The organism is Vibrio sp. SCP2 (assembly GCF_059295395.1).
Genome location: NZ_JCAFVV010000001.1, coordinates 1,148,203 through 1,165,473 on the forward strand (window position 1 = coordinate 1,148,203; position 17,271 = coordinate 1,165,473).

Sequence of the window (17,271 nt, forward strand, 5' to 3'; positions counted from 1 at the left end):
TCCTTCTTGTTTAAGGGATGTAGCTGATCGGTTTTCCCGTCTTAGGGTGTTCGAACAACGCGAGCTCCATACCGTATATTTTCATTAACGTCTCTGGCGTCATTAGCTCTTGAGGAGAGCCTGCGGCAATGACTTTTCCTGAATGGAGGGCAATCAGATGATCGCTAAACTTAGCAGCCATGTTGACATCATGTAGTACCATGATCACGGTTAAACCCATCGATTGGTTGAGCTCTCGAATTAAGGCTAATAGTTCATGTTGATGGGCGACATCCAAAGCCGAAGTCGGTTCATCAAGCAAAATACATTGGCTTTGTTGAGCGAGTAGCATAGCGACCCAAGCTCTTTGTCTTTCACCACCTGATAAGGTAGCGACAAATCGCTCTGCAAATGATGTTAAGCCAACTTTCTCAATCGCTTGGTCTACAATGGCGTAATCTTCTTTTCCGTAACGACCAAATGCCCCTTTCCATGGGTAGCGCCCAAAACAGACCAGTTCGCGAACGGTGACGCCGTCAGTGATCGGTGGATGTTGAGGTAAATAAGCCACTTTATGGGCGAACTCTAAACTTGAAAACGAAGAAATGAGTTGTTGGTTAAACAAAACTTGCCCATGAGTTGGCGCATTTTGACGACTAAGAAGTTTAACTAAGGTCGATTTACCACAACCATTGTGACCAAGAAGTGTTGTCACCTTCCCCGGAGCAAAATCGAGCGTAGTGGGAGATAGGATAACTTTACCGTCGATTTCGAACGACGCATCGACAAGTTGATACATAAGTAAAATATGAAGTTGAGTTATTGGCTTTAAGCCGCTAACTTTATCACGCCAAAAAGGCAATGAGAATTATTTTCACAATCAATAACTCTATCATTAATGATATGAATTGTTCATTGCTGATTTTTATAACAATTACAATGAATTACAAATATGTCAGTTTTACACGGAAAAAAGGCTCAACTGTGGGCAATCAGTTCAGCAGCAGCACTCATGGGTATTGGTCAAAATGGCTTGCTGGTTTCATTGCCTTTCTTAGTTGAACGCTCAGCATTCAGTTTACCTACTTGGTCGATTCTTATCGCGATTGGCAGCTTTCTGTTTTTGCCCTCGGCACCTTACTGGGGAAGGTACAGCGACAAACGTGGGCCGAGAAATGTGGTTGTCCAAGCCTTGTTTGGCATGGCGATCAGTTTCGTGCTCTTGTTTCTATTTGCCATCTTAAGTGACCATCAGCCCCATTTGGTAATGTTCTGGTTAGTCGGCTTGATACTCGCTCGGGTTATATACGGTTGCACTGTTTCGGGAATGGTTCCCGCTTGCCAACATTGGGCAATCCTTTTGTGTGGTGCAGAGAATCGATTACAAGCCATCACGAGTATCAGTATTGGCTTGAGCGTGGGTAGGCTTGTTGGGCCATTGATCGCGATAGTGGCGTTAAAGTTTTCTCCCTATGCGCCATTGATGCTAATGATCGCGCTTCCTCTTATCGCCCTCCTCACGGTGCTTTTTCAGCCAACTCCTCAACATGGTTTAGAGAGTGAGAAACCCGCTGAGGCTTTACCTTGGTTGCCGAATAAATCCTTTATGCCTTATTTATTGAGTGGTTTGCTGCTGTGTGCGGCGATTGCGCTATTGCAGTACAGTTTTACTCCGCTTATGCAATCGGTAACAAGTTGGTCGACGGCTCAAATCAGTGATGGGATTGGGGTACTTTTGACGATCAGCGCTACATCTACGTTTGCTGTTCAACTTATTGTTGTTAAAAACAAAAAAGTTACGCCAATGAAAATGTATCGACTCGGGGCGGTGGGCTTGCTGTGTGGTTTGGTGCTTTTCCTATTACCTAATATTTGGCTGTATGCTTTAGCGATGGCGATTGCGGCGAGCGGAGCTGCGCTACTTGTTCCGGCATATACGTCTGAGGCGACCGAGAAAAAAAGCGATGCACCTGGCTCTGTGGCGGGTTACATTGCGATGTCGCATACCATTGGCTATGGATTAGCCTCGTTGCTGGCGTTCACCGCAACCATAAACCCTTTGTATCCCATATATTTGTGTCTCGCGTTTTCGGGCTTGATAGTCGCAACCGCTTATTTAGTTACAAAGCGCCCCTCAAACGAAGTCGCAGATATATCTTAACGCTTGTTGTTAGGGTGCCTAGGGCAGTCAGTACACAGTTCTCGACCTTGGCACTTATAGACTAAGCAGCAAGAGGTTCGCACAAAGACGAGTTGCTTTGATGCCTCGTCATAGCTAAGTGAGGCCATGAGTTTTTCAGGAAGATTGCAGGCGGCTAACCACTGTCGAGCTTGACCAATCAAATACTCTCCGGGAAGGTCGGGAGCAAATTGACTTAACTTAACTAAACAACCGAGTACCCCATCAGCAAACAAGTGATTAGTAAATCCAGGTCGGATACGGGTCCAAATACTCATCTCTTGGCGGAAATAATCAAATAGAGCATTGAGCTCTTTGCCCGCATGTTCAATTAGTTCTTGTTCAGTCCCCTGAAAGTAGTCTTCATTATCAAACTGATAACCACTGATAAAGTTAGGCTGAACTTGCTGACCAATCGCTGACAGCTTAGGTAAACCTTGGCAAGAATAGATAGCAATAAAAGCGACATAAATAGGTTGCCAACAAAGCAGTGTCCAAGTACGAGTCAGCCAGTACGGTGCCCCGGCTTCGGGGTGCTCTAGTTGCAGACTTTCGTACAGTTGACGAATATGTTCTGAACTGGAGCGATCGATATGAATGAGCGGCTGCTCGGCATTGATCTCAGCTAGAGGTTTTATTGCACCGTGTAGATAAGGGGTGACTTGCTGTGAGTGCTCGAAAAGGTGCTCAAAGAACGAATGGCCACTCATATTGTTGTACTTATTCCGTTAAATCAGTGAGCCAAGAATAAATAAATCCAACCTTTATTACAATTGATTATCATTACGAAAGTTTCTAGTGGTAATAAAAAACGGCTTCAATAGAAGCCGTTTTTTCAAAGTGAATGATTATAGATCTCGATTTTCAGCGAACTTCTCTAAGCCTAAGACTAAGCCGATTGCACAAAGCATTAAGACAATAGCAATGCCGAGTTGAGACGGTTGAGAATTCAATGCTTCAAAGGCTGAAGGTGATAAGTTGTGCTGAATCAGAGGAACTTGCTCACCGCTTGAATTTGTACGCCAACTGATGGTCTCTTTCCACGGCCAGATTTTAGGTAAAGTACCAAGCATTAAACCAGTTAGAAAGACGAGAGTAAGATCTCTGAAGCGCTTTAGAAGCCAAGAAAGTACGTGAGAGAAGCTCAGTAAGCCTAAAACGCAGCCTGTTAGGAATAAAGCAAGGATAGGAAGGTCAAAGGATTTAACCGCTCCTAATACTGGGGTGTACATACCAATCAATAACAAAATGAAGCTGCCGGAGATGCCTGGTAGGATCATCGCACAAATCGCGATACCACCCGCGAGCAGGACATTGATGCTGGTTGGCTCAAGTTGGAGTGGATTAAGCACTGTAATGCTGTAAGCGAACGCTACCCCGAGTAGTAAGAAGACGAGTCGACTTAGGCTTCGTTGTTCAATTTGCTTAAGCATATGGAACACAGAGACCAGAATTAGTCCGAAGAAAAACGACCATAGTGGAATCGGATGAGTGACCAGTAGCCATGAGATCAGTTTAGCAAGGGTCGCGATACTGGTAAGCACACCACCAAACAGGGCAATAAGAAATAAGCCATTGATATGCGCAAATGCCGCTTTGAAACCTTCGCGCTTCCAGATGCCAATAACACTCGGGTTAATACGACGAATACTTTCAAGCAAGGTGTCGTAAATACCAGTAATAAATGCGATGGTCCCGCCTGACACCCCAGGTACAACGTCTGCTGCGCCCATGGCCATGCCTTTAAGAAAAGTAGTTAAGTAGTTCATTCTTCGTGATAACTAAATTTAGGTGCCAAGAGTATACCGACTCTTATGTAGAAAAAGTATGAAAAATCAACGTTGATAATTGTGTTTATAGGAACATGGTTTAATATGTTTTTGCAAATAATTGCAAAATGCAATTTTCATATTGCATTTTGGGAAGTAAAACCGCCCCAAAAATGCGGTGTAAGACAAAAATAACGTGGTTTTAAAGTTGGCACGCTAACTGCATTACTAAAAGTGACCCTTATTAAGCCGAGGGTCACCTAGCCAACTGACGTTGTTAGTGAATGTAATTTGTTCACACTATATATAAGCCAATCGCAACATTGCGGTTGGCTATTTTTTTGCCTAAAACCTTGTCAATCTTTATCTCGTCTGAGTGTGTAAAGCTAATATCTAGCGCACGTTTACACCCTCTTAAGTAGTGTTTTTAAAGTCAATACTCGACAAATGGGCGCAAGTTTATTAATAATGCCCGCTTTCTTTTCGCAACCCAGACTAATATTTGTAGGGTTAACTGTTGAAACGAGCATCTTGAGGCTGTTTGTATAAGGACAAATTTCAATAGAAAAATTGAATCAATGAGCATAGCTCCACAGGGTCAATGAGGACTCTGGACTCGTTAGGGAAGATGAGTGAATCAAAAAAAGAGGTTATATGAATCAGATAATTTCAGTTGGACCACTAGAATCTTTCTTAATCGCTATCAGCGTTTTATTCTTAGGGCACTTCGTCAACTCTAAACTTCCTGTCTTAAAGAAGTTCAATATCCCTGAGCCGATTGTCGGTGGTCTTATCGTAGCTGTCATCATCACATTAATGCATTTCAAAGGCATAGACTTAGAGTTCTCTCTACCGCTGCAAGAAGTATTTATGTTGATGTTCTTTAGTACTGTTGGCCTTGCGGCTAACTACACCCAGTTGATGAAAGGGGGTGCTAAAGTCTTTATCTTCTTAGCCGTTGCGTCTTTTTATATCATTATCCAAAACGGTGTTGGTGTCTCTATGGCGACCGCTTTGGGGCTTGATCCTTTAATGGGCTTGATTGCAGGCTCTATTACACTTTCTGGTGGGCATGGTACAGGCGCGGCTTGGTCGCAGACATTTGCTGACAGTTATGGCTTATCTAATACCCTTGAAATCGCAATGGCCTCGGCCACATTTGGTCTTATCATCGGCGGTATTATTGGTAGTCCAGTCGCGCAAAAGCTGATCAACAAGAATGGCTTTGAATCTGAGTACGGCACGGGTACACAAACCCATGAACGTTTTCCAGAACTCGTGACTTACAATGAATATGAAGAAGACAAAGTAACCGCAAAAAAGGTTATCGAGATTTTGTTTATTCTTCTGATCTGTGTGACGGGTGCTAAATACCTAGAGCAGTGGGTCAGCAGTTTTGAAATCAGTTGGCTAATGATCCCTGACTTCGTTTATGCATTGTTCATTGGTGTGTTCATTACCAACCTATTGGAAGTGACTAAGACACATAAAGTGGACGCAGAGACGGTGGATATATTAGGTACGGTTTCTTTGTCCTTGTTCTTGGCAATGGCTCTGATGAGCTTGAAGCTTTGGAACATCTTTGACTTAGCAATTCCGTTCTTAATCATTCTGGCTGTGCAATCTGTTGTGTTAGGTGTTTTCTCGTACTTTGTCACGTTCAAAGTGATGGGTTCTAACTATGACGCGGCGGTTATTGCTGGTGGTCACTGCGGCTTTGGTCTGGGTGCTACGCCGACTGCAGTAATGAATATGGGGTCATTGGTGAATAAGTTTGGTCCGTCACCACAAGCATTTATGGTCGTGCCAATTGTCGGCGCATTTTTCATCGACATTGTTAACTTGATTATCCTACAAGGCTACATTTCATTTATTGGTTAATGAGTGGCTAGATATGAAAACGCCCTGCAAATTTGCAGGGCGTTTTTGTATTGGTCTGGTTATCTTAGCGTAAGCTTAGTGCCATCAAATTTTAAATGACCGAGTAGCACTTTGGCATTCTCTTTTCCGTCGTCAGTAAACGCAACACCATAGCGAGCATAATGTAATGAGCGCTGTAAGTTGCACACTTTGCCATAGAGAGGTGCGAACTCAGCTCCTTTTTGCGAGCTTAGTTGAACGTTTAAAGCGATTTCATCACCAATTTGAAATGGGCGACTCAATGGTGCAGTGATAAAGCGACAACCACTTTTCGACAGATCACGAATTTCACAGTCGAGCTTATGAGTCTCTGCAATCACTCTAGCGGCTAGATTCACGTCGAAGCGAGGTTCTTTACGCAGTTGGGTCACTTGCATCGTTTGAGGAACGGAGAGCGTGAAAATAGGTACGGGCGCTTTTAACACATGCTGTAGCTGCCCTCGAAAGTGGACAATAGCACCTTCACCTCTTGGTGAAATCGCTCGAATGGTTGCCCAAAAACCTTCTTGGAAGAAAAAGTTTAAGTCGTCTTCTGAAAGCTTTGGTAGCTCGGCCAAAATAACATTGCCAGAGTGCGTACCAATAAAAGAGGTTTTACAGCGAAATGTTGTCCCGACTGGTGTTGTAATGCCAATAGTGAGCTCCCCACCATGTTCAATCATGGCGAGCGCATCAGTACTATTTAAAGTAGAAACATTTCTATCATTTGCAGAGCGAGCCGGTTGTTCTTTAATTGCTGCTGCTTGGGTATTCATCTAGCCTCCGTTGTCCCCACCATGTTATTGTTTTTGAGGTAGGTGAATATGTGACATCCACATGACATTATGTGACGAGTGGATAGTCTCAATTCTATGTTTGCTTGGCAGTATGTTCAAACATCAAATCACTCAATAAAGTTGAGCTAAGTATCATTTTAAGGAGTCAACATGTCTCATAAGGTAGTTTTTGATGAAGTAAACTCACAGTTTCGTGTTCATCTTGAGGGAGATCACTACGCAATCGTGAAGTTTGAAGACAAAGGTGATGTGTACGCGATCACCTCGACCAAGGTACCAGAGACGCTTCAAGGTAAAGGCTACGGGAAAGTGATGATGGAAGCGGTTTTACCGCAAATCGAACAACTTGGTGTAAAGATTGAACCGATTTGTAGCTATGTTGTGCATTACTTGAATCGTAATGCTCAGTGGTCTCATCTCAAAGCAGACTAACAATGAAGTACAATTATCAACCGCTTGTTTTAGAGCTTGGCTACTCCACGCTGCATTCATTAGATGTTCTGCAAACCTTATGGGGCGGCTATGGCGAACTTGTTCGCCTTTATGTCGATAATACGAGCGTTATCGTTAAGCATGTTCTGTTGCCCAAACCCAAGCATCATCCAAAAGGCTGGAATACTGATGTCTCGCACCAACGTAAACTTCGCTCGTATCAAGTTGAATTGAACTGGTATCAGTTTGCAGCGAAGCGATGTCACGCCAAAGTCCCAGCAACGATAATGGTTAAGCAGCATGAGCAAGAGCTGTTGTTGGTGATGGAAGACCTCAAGCAAGTGGGTTTTACCGAAGTCGTTACAACGCCAAGTCAGCATCACTTAAGTGCCTGCCTTGGTTGGCTTGCCAACTTTCATGCTCAGCATATCGGCCATCAAGGCGAGGGATTGTGGGAAGTTGGTACCTATTGGCATTTGGCTACACGAGCTGATGAGTTACAAGCATTGAGTGATGTGGGGTTGAAGGCTAGAGCTGAGCAGATAGATAGTGTGCTTCAAAATGCCCCTTATACAACGCTGGTGCATGGCGATGCGAAATTGGCAAATTTCTGCTTTACGCCTGATGGCAAAAACGCAGCAGCGGTTGATTTTCAGTACATAGGTAAAGGGTGTGCGATGAAAGATGTTGCGCTGTTTATGAGTAGTGCGGTAGAACCACAGCAGTGTGCTGAAATGGAAGCTTGGATTCTGGATGAGTATTTCGCTGCTCTACGAATGGCCTTGCAAACACATCAACCTCATTTGTCTGCCGAAGAGGTTGAAACGGCTTGGCGGCCACTGTTTGTTATTGCTTGGGCGGATTTTCAGCGATTTGTGAAAGGTTGGAGCCCAGAACATTGGAAAATCAATGATTACACCGAGAGTTTGAAAGATCGCGCGCTAGAAATGTTAAAGGCTTACCCTTAGGTAAGCCTTATATTTACTACAATTTTATACGTGCCATGTAGTAGGTATTGATGTACTCGCCATCTCGGTAAGAGCCAAACTTGGACTCACCTTCTATCTCAAAACCAAACTTCTTATAACAGGCAATCGCTTGTTCATTGTCGGCGTTGACTTCGATTTGCACTCTTTTCACTTGCAGCCAGTTATCGGCTAAATCAAGCACAGTTTCTATCAACTTACTGCCTATGCCTAGCCCGTGGTAATCATCGTGAACACCGATACCAAAGCTTGCACAGTGAGCGGTACGTGGACGTTGTGAATGTTCGAAGCCAATATTGCCGACCACTTTACCGTCATCTTCTGCCACAAAGCTATAGACACCAGCAGGCATGTTTTCCAGTCGGGTCGTCCACATGCTCAACGAAGGTTTTGGGAGCTGGAGTGTCTCACGTTGCGCTTTAGGTTGTGAGTAAATTTCACACAATGCAGCGGCATCGCTGACTTGAGTCGGACGTATTATTATTTCCATATTATTTGCCTTTTCGACTGGTTAAACATTCCTTCACCATAACCAGAATAATAGGAATGTTAAAGCATTGTTTTAAAGAAATTTTTTCTTGAGTATTGTTGGTGATACACCATTTCAAAGCCTAAGCGCGCTACGATGGTATAAATTGTAAATTCGTTTGTTTCTGGAGCGAAGGCGATCTAATGTAACAGCTTGTTCACATAAGGAATCACTCATGAATCATTCCGCGAGTTGGAAAACTCCGCAAAACTTCCTCATGCTTATTTCAATCGTCGTCCCCATTGCTTTTTCAAGTTGGATGGCGCTGCTTAACAACTTCGTTATTGAGCGAGCAAACTTTGATGGTTCAGATATAGGTTTGCTGCAAAGTGTGCGCGAAATACCAGGCTTTCTCGCTTTTACGGCAGTGTTTGTGTTGCTGTTCATTCGAGAGCAGCGCTTTATGATACTTTCCCTCGCTGCTTTGACACTAGGTACTGCAATCACTGGCTTTTTTCCTTCACTTTTTGGATTGCTGTTTACGACTCTTCTCATGTCTACCGGCTTTCATTATTTCGAAACGCTGAAACAGTCTTTATCACTACAGTGGCTTTCTAAAGATGAAGCACCAGAAATGCTTGGTAAGTTTATCTCTGTTGGCGCATTGGCCTCATTGGTGACCTATGGCTCGCTTTGGATTTGTCTAGAAGTCTTCAAGATGGATTTCCAATGGGTCTACTTAACCTTTGGCGGCGTTGGGTTCTTGCTCGTGGTGTGGATGGCGTTTGCTTTTCCTCAATTTGAAACCAAGGTGCAGCAAAATAAAAAATTGGTTCTGAAAAAACGCTATTGGCTCTACTATGCGCTGACCTTTATGAGTGGTGCACGCCGTCAGATTTTCACTGTGTTTGCAGGCTTTTTAATGGTGGAGCGTTTTGGTTACTCTGCCGCCGATGTCACGCTACTATTTATCATCAACTACGTGTTTAACTTCCTTTTCGCCAAGCGTATTGGTCGCTTTATTGGTCAAGTCGGTGAGCGTAAAGCGTTAATGTTTGAATACGTTGGCTTGATAGGGGTCTTTGTTGGTTACGCTTTGGTAGAGACAGCAGAATGGGCTGCGGCACTTTATGTTATCGACCATCTGTTTTTTGCTCTAGCGCTCGCGATCAAAACCTATTTCCAAAAAATCGCTGACCCTGCGGATATGGCGTCTACCGCCGGTGTCTCTTTCACCATTAACCATATCGCAGCAGTATTTATTCCGGTGACGTTCGGCTTTATCTGGCTAGTATCGCCAGCAGCGGTCTTCTACATTGGTGCCGGAATGGCGTTGGTTTCTTTGTTATTGTCTCTCAATATCCCGAGATTACCTGAAGAGGGTAATGAAGTTCGAATTTTAAAATGGAGCTAGTGTAAAAGATGAAAGTAGCCATTATTGGATTGGGTGATATAGCGCAAAAAGCGTACTTACCCGTGATTTGTCAACGCGCTGATGTTGAGCCAATATTCTGTACGCGCAATCCTGAAATTTTAGCTAGCCTCGGTCAACAGTATCGAGTAGAAAAGCAGTGCCAAGACTATCAACAGCTTTTAGCTTTTGCCCCTGACGCGGTGATGATTCATGCTGCTACATCCGCTCATCGTGAGATTGCCGCCTATTTTATCCAGCAAGGGGTTCCCACTTTTGTCGATAAACCGCTAGCTGATAGTGCACAAGACGTTGAGTTTCTGTATGAACTGGCTGAAAAGCACAACCAGCCACTGTATGTCGGTTTTAATCGCCGCCATATTCCTTTGTATAACCAGCATATTAAGGAACTTGGTCAAGGGGCGGTTGGTGACCTCACTTCCCTAAGGTGGGAGAAACACAGATACGATCAACCGGGTGATATCCGTACCTTTGTGTTTGATGATTTCATCCATCCTCTAGACAGCGTAAACCTAAACGGGCAAGCAACACTGGATGATGTCTATGTGACTGCGCAGTTTGAGCAGCGTCAGCTTGCTCGGGTCGATGTTCAATGGCAATCGGATTCAACGTTGCTACATGCGTCGATGAATAGACAATTTGGCGTTACCAAAGAAAGAGTGTCAGCGACTTATGCAAACAAAGCGTTAGAGTTTGACTCTTTTGTTGAGGGGCGAGTTTGGCAACAAAATCGAGAATCAAAACTCGTGCTGAAAGATTGGACTCCAATGCTTGCCAGCAAAGGGTTTGATTGCATGATTCAAGATTGGCTTGATGTAGTCAAAGTTGGCAAGATCGCTACTGAAACGATAGCTCGAAATATGGCTAGCCATCAACTCGCAGAACACTTGGTTAGCCACTTAGAAGCGCAGATGAAATAGTAAACACATATAAAATAGAATCAGCGGAGGGTAACCTCCGCTTTTTTATAACTGACTAAACCTGTCTTGAATGTAGTCGACAAAGGTTTTTATTTGTCCTGGGATGAACTTTGACTGAGCATACTGAGCAATGACCTTACCTTGGTAATTGCCGCCTACATGCCAGTCGCGCAGAATTTCAATCACCTCTCCTGATTCCACATAATCTTGAATAGCAAACTCTGGAAATACCGAAATTCCGACTCCTCGTAACACGGCCTCACGACGAATCTCACTGTGGTTGACGGCAAATGAGCCATTAACGTTAATCGATACTTTCTTGTGATTATTGGTAAAGTCCCAAACCCGATCGCGAGGGTTTTCGCCAAGACAAAGGCAGTTGTGGGATGAAATATCTTCTGGGTGGATTGGCATTCCTTGTTGCTCGATATATGCAGGGCTGGCGCACATGACTAGGCGGCACTGGGTTAACGTTTTGGCGATCAATCCTTCCGTAGGTTTGTCAGTGATATGAATAATGACATCAACTTCATCCCCAATAGGATCGATATAGTGATCCGCGACTTTTAGCTGTAGCGCCACATTGGGGAAGGCATCAATAAAATCGAGTACCATCGGCATTAGCACTTGTCTAGAGAGAGCTTTAGGCGCCGCAACACGCAGTACACCTGAAACTTCGGTTTTGTCCGCCTGAGCCGCTGAGACCGCCATTTTTGCTGAGTTAATCATATCGCTGCACAGACTATAGACTTCCTGACCGGTGGAGCTTAGGCGCATTTGTCTCGTGGTTCTCTCAAGCAGCTTTTCCTCTAATGCATTTTCTAAGCGGGTTATCGAGCGGCTGACCGATGAGGGTGAAACCCCGAGTTTTTTTGCCGTGTTTGAAAAACTACCAGAGTCGACGACGTTGACGAAGATTGCCATCTCAGATAACAGTGGAATAAGCCTATTTGTGTCCATGGCGCAAAAATCCTTTGCATATTTGCAGTATTGTTTCGATAAAGTTACTTATGGATACTAATTAAGTCAATTGACAGCAAGGAAAGCGGAAAGGACATCGTGAAGAAGTTAAGAAGTATTGAAGACATTCTTACCATCTCTAGTACGGTTAAGCATGTTTTAACTCTGTTCAGTGGTGGCTTAGATAGCACATACCTCCTCGAGATACTTAAAGAACAAAAAGTGAAGGTGACCGCATTAGTGGTTGATCTTGGAGAAGGCATTGATGAGTCCAATTTAAAGCTGATTACCGATCATTATGGTGTCGAACTCATGATCCTCGATGCTAAACAAGAATTCGTTGAACATAGTTTGGTTTCTGCAATACAAGCACAGGCCCTCTATCTTGGCGACTACCCTGTCAGTTCTTCATTATCACGTCCAATCATTGTCAAAAAGGCAGTGCAAGTGGCACAAAAGCTCAATTGTCAGGCCATCATCCACACCGCTAATCAATCTCAAAATAGCCTCAGACGTCTAAATGGCGCAATTGAGGCGAGTGGCTATCAGGGATATTACGGCTCGCCCTATGAATACTCCGCACTGACTCGTGAAGAGAAAACCGCAGCGCTATTTCATTCTGGTTTAGTTGGATTTAAATCTCGCAATGTCAGCGGTGATGCCAATCTTTGGTGCCGTGAATTTGAGTCGGGTGTTTTGGATGACCCAGAATCATTTACTGTCTCAGAATCTCTGTTTAGCTGGTCAAAATGGGATCCAGCGAAGCAGCTTGACAACCATCAAGTAAGAATAGGATTTCGTAAGGGATATCCGGTAACAATCAATGATTTACCGATGAATCTTAAAGAGTTAATTGCTTTCATTAACAACCACGTTGGCGCGTATGAAATCGGTCGATATGTAGGTTTCGACCACCTAGATGAGGATGAGAAAGTCTTAGAGGTGCGCGAAGCACCCGCTGCTCACATCCTTATGAAAGCATATAAGTTGTTGGAAACAGCAACTTTACCTACCGATGTTCTCAAAGCAAAAGCGATGCACAATGAAATGTGGACCCAAGAAGCGGTTGAAGGCCGTTGGGGAAGCATGTTGCAGAGCTCAAGTTATGCGTTCATCGCTCACACTGCCGAGCATGTCTCTGGCAGTGTTTTATTCTCACTATCACGTGGACATGTTCTCGCAACTAGCATAGTTGCAGATGCGCCTAAGTATCTTCGTGATAGAGATGCATGGGAGGTGCAAACCGCTCATAAAAGAAGTTTGCGCACACTCTCTCCCTCATCATTAAAAAAACAACAACAAACGGCGTAGTGCGAGGTGACCTATATGGAAACGGTGAAAAAGCCTATCGAGCGTCATGCATCGGTTATTGCTCAGATACTCAGTCAAAATAGTTATGTTTTTGTCAGTGGTAAGCAGATGACCAATCTGCTGACAACCAATGTAGATGAGGTGATTCGATTTAAAAACTGCTGGAACCACCTAGAGCGTGATCGCTATATGGCAGATGGTGGGGCGTATCGTTATCGACGTTATGGTCAGTTCTTAAAAGCAAAAGGTGGTAAGCAGATTTCAATGCTGCCCCATGAGCCTTATGTGCAGCCTTCTTATATCAACTCATTGAATGGTGACATTGAGCGTCATTTTGAGCCTTTAACGGATCGTTTTGTCACATCCCCAATTCTAGAGAGATTGTTGCTGTTATTAAGTGACGTGTATGACTTGGCAGAAGGACAAGCAACGGATTGGAACATTCGCTTACACCCCTATCGAATCATCGCTGATGAAGCTGAACAAGGTGAGCCAACTCCAGAAGGTTTGCATCGTGACGGCGTGACCTATATTGCGTCACTGATGATCAATAAGATCAATGTGTCTGGCGGTGAAACTACGATCACAGACGACAAGGGCAATACTTTGGAATCCCTGACGCTGGATAAAACATTTGATGTGGTGTTAGCCAATGATGAAAAAACCATGCATGAGGTGACCGCCATCACACCAAACAGTATAGATAAATGCGCGTACAGGGATGTACTCGTTATCGCTTTTACAAAAATGGAGGAATAAGATGACAACGGCTACGGGTCAATTAAAAAAAGGAAGTTTTAAGTTTCCGTTAACCGAATCATTGTTGCTACTCGTCGCAGTTTTTTGGGGCACAAGTTATGGACTGACCAAGAGTGCTCTTGTTTACACTAGCGTTTTAGTTTTCATTTCGATTCGTTTCTCGATCACTTTTCTATGTATGCTACCTGTAGTGATTCGAGACTTTCGCCGCGGGCTCAATAAAGACTGGAAGATTGCCATACCGACCGGTTTTATCCTATCGGCGATTTTTTTCTGCGAAGTGTTCGGGGTTTCTCAAACCTCAGCATCAAATGCGGCGTTTTTGATTAGCTTATCAGTGATACTGACGGCCTTCGCCGAGTTGATAATCAATAAGAAACGAGTCAGCAATACCTTATGGGGTTTAACTTTGTGCAGTGTAGTGGGCGTCTTGTTGCTAACCAGTAACCAAGGTATCGAATTGTCACTCAATACAGGTGACTATTTTATCCTAGGGGCGGCATTGCTCAGAGCCTTAATGGTGACGCTAACTAAGCGTTTTACCGAAGGAAAAGAAATTACCACAAGTACGCTTACGTCACTCCAATCGCTCGTGGTCGCGGGTGTTGCGATATTCGCTGCTATGGCGTACTTACCTGCATCTGAATTTGTAATCCCAACCAGTACAGAGTTTTGGATTACAGTGGCTTACCTTGTGTTGTTTTGTACTTTGTTTGCCTTCTATGTTCAAAACTATGCGGTGCGCAGAACGTCACCGACACGGGTTTCTTTGCTGATGGGCAGCGAGCCATTATTTGGTGCGATATTCGCTATGGTGTGGCTGCAGGAGTCATTGAGTCTGTTACAGGTGGTTGGTGGGGCACTGATTCTGTTTAGTGTTATTGTCACCTCAACGAAAGAGAGTTAAAGATCGGGTCAATAAAGACCCGACTTTCTACGTCAATCAGTGAATGTTGGCTTGGGGCGTTCACCAAACAACTTAGGTTTGAAGGAACCAAGCACTAACTCTAAGAATAACGGTATAGCGTTAGACATACCTATAAGCTGCTCGATTTTAGCTTTCTCAAAATACTCTGGATCGAGAGTATCTTTGTTGAGTGAAGCTTTAGCTAGTTCGACCATTTCCGGCATCATTGGGACTAAGAATACAAACGCGTTGACTGCGAGAAAACTTAAAAGTAATAGTTTTATTCTTAACCAATTTGGCTTGTAATCGAATTGGCGGTAAAGGTACAGGTCTGCAAGCACCTTCAGCCCTAGCCCAGGTAGTATTAGAATATATGCACTTAACTCCTTATATATTCCCACATGATAAGCCGTTATCGGGCTTTCATGGCCTAGTGTTGTACCAATCACGATGTGAGAAAGAATCCCTCCCACATACATGATAGTTCCTAATTCGTTGATAAAATTAATAAATTTAATTTTCATATATGGAATCGCTGGATTTAAATCACTGATTTAGCGTTTTAAATCAAGCTTGTGGCCCAAGTGCTGAACCTGAATTGTCGCGTAGCCAAGCATCACGGCTTCAAACTGTTTACTCAACTCTTGAGCATGTTGTGCGTCTTTAGCAAGAAAGGCAACTGAGTAAATTGGACGTACAATTCCGTCGTTAAGCTCTTGTGTATCTAGGTAAGAGGACGTGACGAGCCCCGCCTGATTTAGACTGATGACACGTTGCAAGTCGATGCCTAGTACACGATCCATCTCTAGTGCTTCTATCCCTTTTTTCCATGTAATTGTTACTCCATAGTTGTTGTAAACCGGTGTGTTATCTAACCATTTTGAGCCCATTGGCTGAATATTTGCTATTTTGACCAACTCTTTTTTATACAGCGGTAAATCCTTCAGTTTTTGTTCTACTTGCTCTGGACTGTCGGCTTCGATAACAAAGCGCAGCATCTGTACTGAGCGGTCATCAATCTGGCTACGAGACACGAACATATCTTTAATTTCACCTTGTTCCACGAGTTTGCCAAAGGCTGCTTTTTGCTCTGGCATGGTGTTAAGAACTTCTTCTGCATTGTCGGTGTTCCATTCGAGCGAGACACCGAAGTCTGCCGCGATTGTAAAAGTTGAAGCGAAAAGTGATGTGATGAGTGCTGCGGTAGTTAATGCTTTCATGTCATGTTCCTCTATGTAATTTGGATAAGTTATTGTTTGTGGTTGATTACCAGCGCGAGCGGTAGCTTCGGTGGCAGCTTTTACAGGTTTTTTGCGCGGAGTCTAAGCTAGACTCAGCAAGGGATAGGTTTTGTTGCTGACTAGCCTGATAAAGCTGTTCAAAGCCTTTATCCATTTGCAGCAACAGTTGATTAAATTTCTCGGGTTTGCTCCATACACTCTCTTTCGCTTTACTGCCTTGTTGGCTGCCAGTTGGAAACAGAGCTAATAGGCTTTGGCTATGGTTTTTTAACTGTGAACTGGTAGAGCCAAGCTTGTCCCACTCCGTATTTGAACCATCTATGGTGCGATTCGCACTCTTAACTAATGTTTCTACTTGTTCAAAAGCTTGTTGCCTTTGTTCAATTTGTTGCGAGTAGTCTTGCGCGTTCACCAGTAATGGGGTTGAGCACAATAGGCTGATCATGACTTTGTTCATATTGGTCGTCTCTTCTTATCGTTTGATCATTTTCGATCATGGCGTGTTGTTGGTGTTTAATTTACACAGCAATAGTTGCAATTGCAACTATTGCTGTGTAAATTAATGCAAATAAAATAAACAACCAAACAATTGAAGAGGTATCAAATGAAAGTATGGGATCTATCAACACGCCTATATCATTGGGCTCAAGCAGGACTTTTTATGGCGCTATTGGCGAGTGGTTTTTCCGGTAATGGTCCGCACGTCCAGTTGGGTTTAGCTATTACGACCTTGATCATATGGCGGATAGTTTGGGGATTTGTTGGCAGTGAAACGAGTCGTTTTAGGCAGTTTTTGCGTTCACCAAAGAGTGTATTCAACTACCTATTGGGTAGGGAGTCATCGCGACCAGGCCATAACCCAGCGGGAGGATGGATGGTGCTAACCTTGCTTTGCGCTTTACTTGTTCAATGTATTTCAGGAATGGCCTTGGCGGGATTGCTTGATAATTTGCCGCATGCTGAAGTTTGGCTAACGGATTCAGTGTTCTCTTTGCTTGAAACTGCGCACTTACTGTTGGCAAACCTCCTACCTGCATTAGTGGCTTTGCATGTTGGTGCAATTGTGTTTTACAAGTTACGCTCCAAACCACTGACTTGGGCAATGGTAACCGGTAAGCAAACCTTTTTAAATCAATCAGGGAGTGTATTGCTAGTCTCTCAATGGCGCGCATTATTAGTGCTAGTTGTAGCAACATCAGTTACCATGGCAATAGTTGCATTCTCATAGTGA

At 43.8% G+C, this 17,271-nt stretch carries 19 protein-coding genes; 10 read left to right on the top strand and 9 right to left on the bottom strand.

Annotation, left to right across the window (positions count from 1 at the left end):
- Positions 1 to 10: 10 nt before the first annotated feature.
- On the bottom strand, positions 11 to 778 hold the full coding sequence (locus AC5O63_RS05530; RefSeq protein WP_494504209.1) for an ABC transporter ATP-binding protein: 768 nt from the start codon (positions 776 to 778) through the stop codon (positions 11 to 13).
- Positions 779 to 931: 153 nt separating this feature from the next.
- Here AC5O63_RS05530 and AC5O63_RS05535 point away from each other — a divergent pair, with 153 nt between their 5' ends.
- Entirely contained in the window at positions 932 to 2,140 is a 1,209-nt protein-coding gene (locus tag AC5O63_RS05535; RefSeq protein ID WP_494504210.1) for an MFS transporter, read from the top strand.
- On the opposite strand, the gene AC5O63_RS05540 is transcribed toward AC5O63_RS05535, so the two are convergent.
- A complete protein-coding gene (locus AC5O63_RS05540) occupies positions 2,137 to 2,868 on the bottom strand; it encodes a siderophore ferric iron reductase (protein ID WP_494504211.1) in 732 nt (243 codons plus the stop codon). The two genes, AC5O63_RS05535 and AC5O63_RS05540, sit on opposite strands and share 4 nt — an antisense overlap.
- 138 nt (positions 2,869 to 3,006) lie before the next feature.
- On the bottom strand, positions 3,007 to 3,927 hold the full coding sequence (locus AC5O63_RS05545) for a polyprenyl-phosphate transporter (RefSeq protein WP_239852236.1): 921 nt from the start codon (positions 3,925 to 3,927) through the stop codon (positions 3,007 to 3,009).
- 654 nt (positions 3,928 to 4,581) lie between these two features.
- Between AC5O63_RS05545 and gltS the strand changes: the two genes are divergently transcribed.
- A complete protein-coding gene (gene gltS / locus AC5O63_RS05550) occupies positions 4,582 to 5,808 on the top strand; it encodes a sodium/glutamate symporter (protein WP_171320220.1) in 1,227 nt (408 codons plus the stop codon).
- A 59-nt stretch (positions 5,809 to 5,867) separates the two neighbouring features.
- Here the strand turns inward: gltS and AC5O63_RS05555 are convergent, their stop codons facing one another.
- On the bottom strand, positions 5,868 to 6,602 hold the full coding sequence (locus AC5O63_RS05555) for a flagellar brake protein (protein ID WP_239852237.1): 735 nt from the start codon (positions 6,600 to 6,602) through the stop codon (positions 5,868 to 5,870).
- Between the two features lie 171 nt (positions 6,603 to 6,773).
- Here AC5O63_RS05555 and AC5O63_RS05560 point away from each other — a divergent pair, with 171 nt between their 5' ends.
- Both AC5O63_RS05560 and AC5O63_RS05565 read left to right on the top strand, forming a co-directional pair.
- Positions 6,774 to 7,055 (top strand): GNAT family N-acetyltransferase, encoded by a 282-nt coding sequence (locus AC5O63_RS05560; protein ID WP_494504212.1) that lies wholly within the window; start codon positions 6,774 to 6,776, stop codon positions 7,053 to 7,055.
- Positions 7,056 to 7,057: 2 nt separating this feature from the next.
- On the top strand, positions 7,058 to 8,023 hold the full coding sequence (locus AC5O63_RS05565; protein WP_494504213.1) for an aminoglycoside phosphotransferase family protein: 966 nt from the start codon (positions 7,058 to 7,060) through the stop codon (positions 8,021 to 8,023).
- A 16-nt stretch (positions 8,024 to 8,039) separates the two neighbouring features.
- Here the strand turns inward: AC5O63_RS05565 and AC5O63_RS05570 are convergent, their stop codons facing one another.
- Positions 8,040 to 8,531, bottom strand: coding sequence for a GNAT family N-acetyltransferase (locus AC5O63_RS05570; RefSeq protein WP_494504214.1), 492 nt, complete (start codon positions 8,529 to 8,531; stop codon positions 8,040 to 8,042).
- A 214-nt stretch (positions 8,532 to 8,745) separates the two neighbouring features.
- On the opposite strand from AC5O63_RS05570, the gene AC5O63_RS05575 reads away from it, so the two are divergent.
- On the top strand, positions 8,746 to 9,924 hold the full coding sequence (locus AC5O63_RS05575; protein WP_494504215.1) for an MFS transporter: 1,179 nt from the start codon (positions 8,746 to 8,748) through the stop codon (positions 9,922 to 9,924).
- Positions 9,925 to 9,932: 8 nt separating this feature from the next.
- A complete protein-coding gene (locus AC5O63_RS05580; protein WP_494504216.1) occupies positions 9,933 to 10,862 on the top strand; it encodes a Gfo/Idh/MocA family protein in 930 nt (309 codons plus the stop codon).
- Between the two features lie 45 nt (positions 10,863 to 10,907).
- Here AC5O63_RS05580 and AC5O63_RS05585 read toward each other — a convergent pair whose 3' ends face one another.
- Entirely contained in the window at positions 10,908 to 11,822 is a 915-nt protein-coding gene (locus AC5O63_RS05585) for a LysR family transcriptional regulator (protein WP_494504217.1), read from the bottom strand.
- 99 nt (positions 11,823 to 11,921) lie between these two features.
- Here AC5O63_RS05585 and AC5O63_RS05590 point away from each other — a divergent pair, with 99 nt between their 5' ends.
- The 3 genes from AC5O63_RS05590 to AC5O63_RS05600 are packed head-to-tail and all read left to right on the top strand — an operon-like array spanning position 11,922 to position 14,799.
- Positions 11,922 to 13,133, top strand: coding sequence for an argininosuccinate synthase-related protein (locus AC5O63_RS05590; protein ID WP_494504218.1), 1,212 nt, complete (start codon positions 11,922 to 11,924; stop codon positions 13,131 to 13,133).
- Positions 13,134 to 13,148: 15 nt separating this feature from the next.
- Positions 13,149 to 13,892, top strand: a complete 744-nt coding sequence (locus tag AC5O63_RS05595; protein WP_494504219.1) for a 2OG-Fe dioxygenase family protein — start codon at positions 13,149 to 13,151, stop codon at positions 13,890 to 13,892.
- 1 nt (position 13,893) lies between these two features.
- Complete coding sequence (locus AC5O63_RS05600) at positions 13,894 to 14,799, top strand: DMT family transporter (RefSeq protein ID WP_004749152.1); 906 nt, start codon at positions 13,894 to 13,896, stop codon at positions 14,797 to 14,799.
- Positions 14,800 to 14,831: 32 nt separating this feature from the next.
- Here the strand turns inward: AC5O63_RS05600 and AC5O63_RS05605 are convergent, their stop codons facing one another.
- The 3 genes from AC5O63_RS05605 to AC5O63_RS05615 are packed head-to-tail and all read right to left on the bottom strand — an operon-like array spanning position 14,832 to position 16,497.
- Positions 14,832 to 15,323, bottom strand: coding sequence for an enoyl-CoA hydratase (locus AC5O63_RS05605; protein WP_494504220.1), 492 nt, complete (start codon positions 15,321 to 15,323; stop codon positions 14,832 to 14,834).
- Between the two features lie 30 nt (positions 15,324 to 15,353).
- Entirely contained in the window at positions 15,354 to 16,019 is a 666-nt protein-coding gene (locus tag AC5O63_RS05610) for a PH domain-containing protein (RefSeq protein ID WP_494504221.1), read from the bottom strand.
- A 46-nt stretch (positions 16,020 to 16,065) separates the two neighbouring features.
- Positions 16,066 to 16,497: a c-type cytochrome gene (locus tag AC5O63_RS05615; protein ID WP_494504222.1), complete on the bottom strand. Its 432-nt coding sequence runs from the start codon at positions 16,495 to 16,497 to the stop codon at positions 16,066 to 16,068.
- Positions 16,498 to 16,644: 147 nt separating this feature from the next.
- On the opposite strand from AC5O63_RS05615, the gene AC5O63_RS05620 reads away from it, so the two are divergent.
- On the top strand, positions 16,645 to 17,268 hold the full coding sequence (locus tag AC5O63_RS05620; protein ID WP_494504223.1) for a cytochrome b/b6 domain-containing protein: 624 nt from the start codon (positions 16,645 to 16,647) through the stop codon (positions 17,266 to 17,268).
- Positions 17,269 to 17,271 lie beyond the last annotated feature (3 nt).

Bases quoted from the DNA above. Each gene is read 5' to 3' on its own strand.
- AC5O63_RS05605 (WP_494504220.1), bottom strand. From the start codon at position 15,323: ATGAAAATTAAATTTATTAATTTTATCAACGAATTAGGAACTATCATG.
- AC5O63_RS05535 (WP_494504210.1), top strand. From the start codon at position 932: ATGTCAGTTTTACACGGAAAAAAGGCTCAACTGTGGGCAATCAGTTCA.
- AC5O63_RS05570 (WP_494504214.1), bottom strand. From the start codon at position 8,531: ATGGAAATAATAATACGTCCGACTCAAGTCAGCGATGCCGCTGCATTG.
- AC5O63_RS05545 (WP_239852236.1), bottom strand. From the start codon at position 3,927: ATGAACTACTTAACTACTTTTCTTAAAGGCATGGCCATGGGCGCAGCA.
- AC5O63_RS05560 (WP_494504212.1), top strand. From the start codon at position 6,774: ATGTCTCATAAGGTAGTTTTTGATGAAGTAAACTCACAGTTTCGTGTT.
- AC5O63_RS05585 (WP_494504217.1), bottom strand. From the start codon at position 11,822: ATGGACACAAATAGGCTTATTCCACTGTTATCTGAGATGGCAATCTTC.
- AC5O63_RS05620 (WP_494504223.1), top strand. From the start codon at position 16,645: ATGAAAGTATGGGATCTATCAACACGCCTATATCATTGGGCTCAAGCA.
- AC5O63_RS05580 (WP_494504216.1), top strand. From the start codon at position 9,933: ATGAAAGTAGCCATTATTGGATTGGGTGATATAGCGCAAAAAGCGTAC.
- AC5O63_RS05540 (WP_494504211.1), bottom strand. From the start codon at position 2,868: ATGAGTGGCCATTCGTTCTTTGAGCACCTTTTCGAGCACTCACAGCAA.
- AC5O63_RS05595 (WP_494504219.1), top strand. From the start codon at position 13,149: ATGGAAACGGTGAAAAAGCCTATCGAGCGTCATGCATCGGTTATTGCT.
- AC5O63_RS05530 (WP_494504209.1), bottom strand. From the start codon at position 778: ATGTATCAACTTGTCGATGCGTCGTTCGAAATCGACGGTAAAGTTATC.
- AC5O63_RS05600 (WP_004749152.1), top strand. From the start codon at position 13,894: ATGACAACGGCTACGGGTCAATTAAAAAAAGGAAGTTTTAAGTTTCCG.
- AC5O63_RS05555 (WP_239852237.1), bottom strand. From the start codon at position 6,602: ATGAATACCCAAGCAGCAGCAATTAAAGAACAACCGGCTCGCTCTGCA.
- AC5O63_RS05575 (WP_494504215.1), top strand. From the start codon at position 8,746: ATGAATCATTCCGCGAGTTGGAAAACTCCGCAAAACTTCCTCATGCTT.
- gltS (WP_171320220.1), top strand. From the start codon at position 4,582: ATGAATCAGATAATTTCAGTTGGACCACTAGAATCTTTCTTAATCGCT.
- AC5O63_RS05610 (WP_494504221.1), bottom strand. From the start codon at position 16,019: ATGAAAGCATTAACTACCGCAGCACTCATCACATCACTTTTCGCTTCA.
- AC5O63_RS05565 (WP_494504213.1), top strand. From the start codon at position 7,058: ATGAAGTACAATTATCAACCGCTTGTTTTAGAGCTTGGCTACTCCACG.
- AC5O63_RS05615 (WP_494504222.1), bottom strand. From the start codon at position 16,497: ATGAACAAAGTCATGATCAGCCTATTGTGCTCAACCCCATTACTGGTG.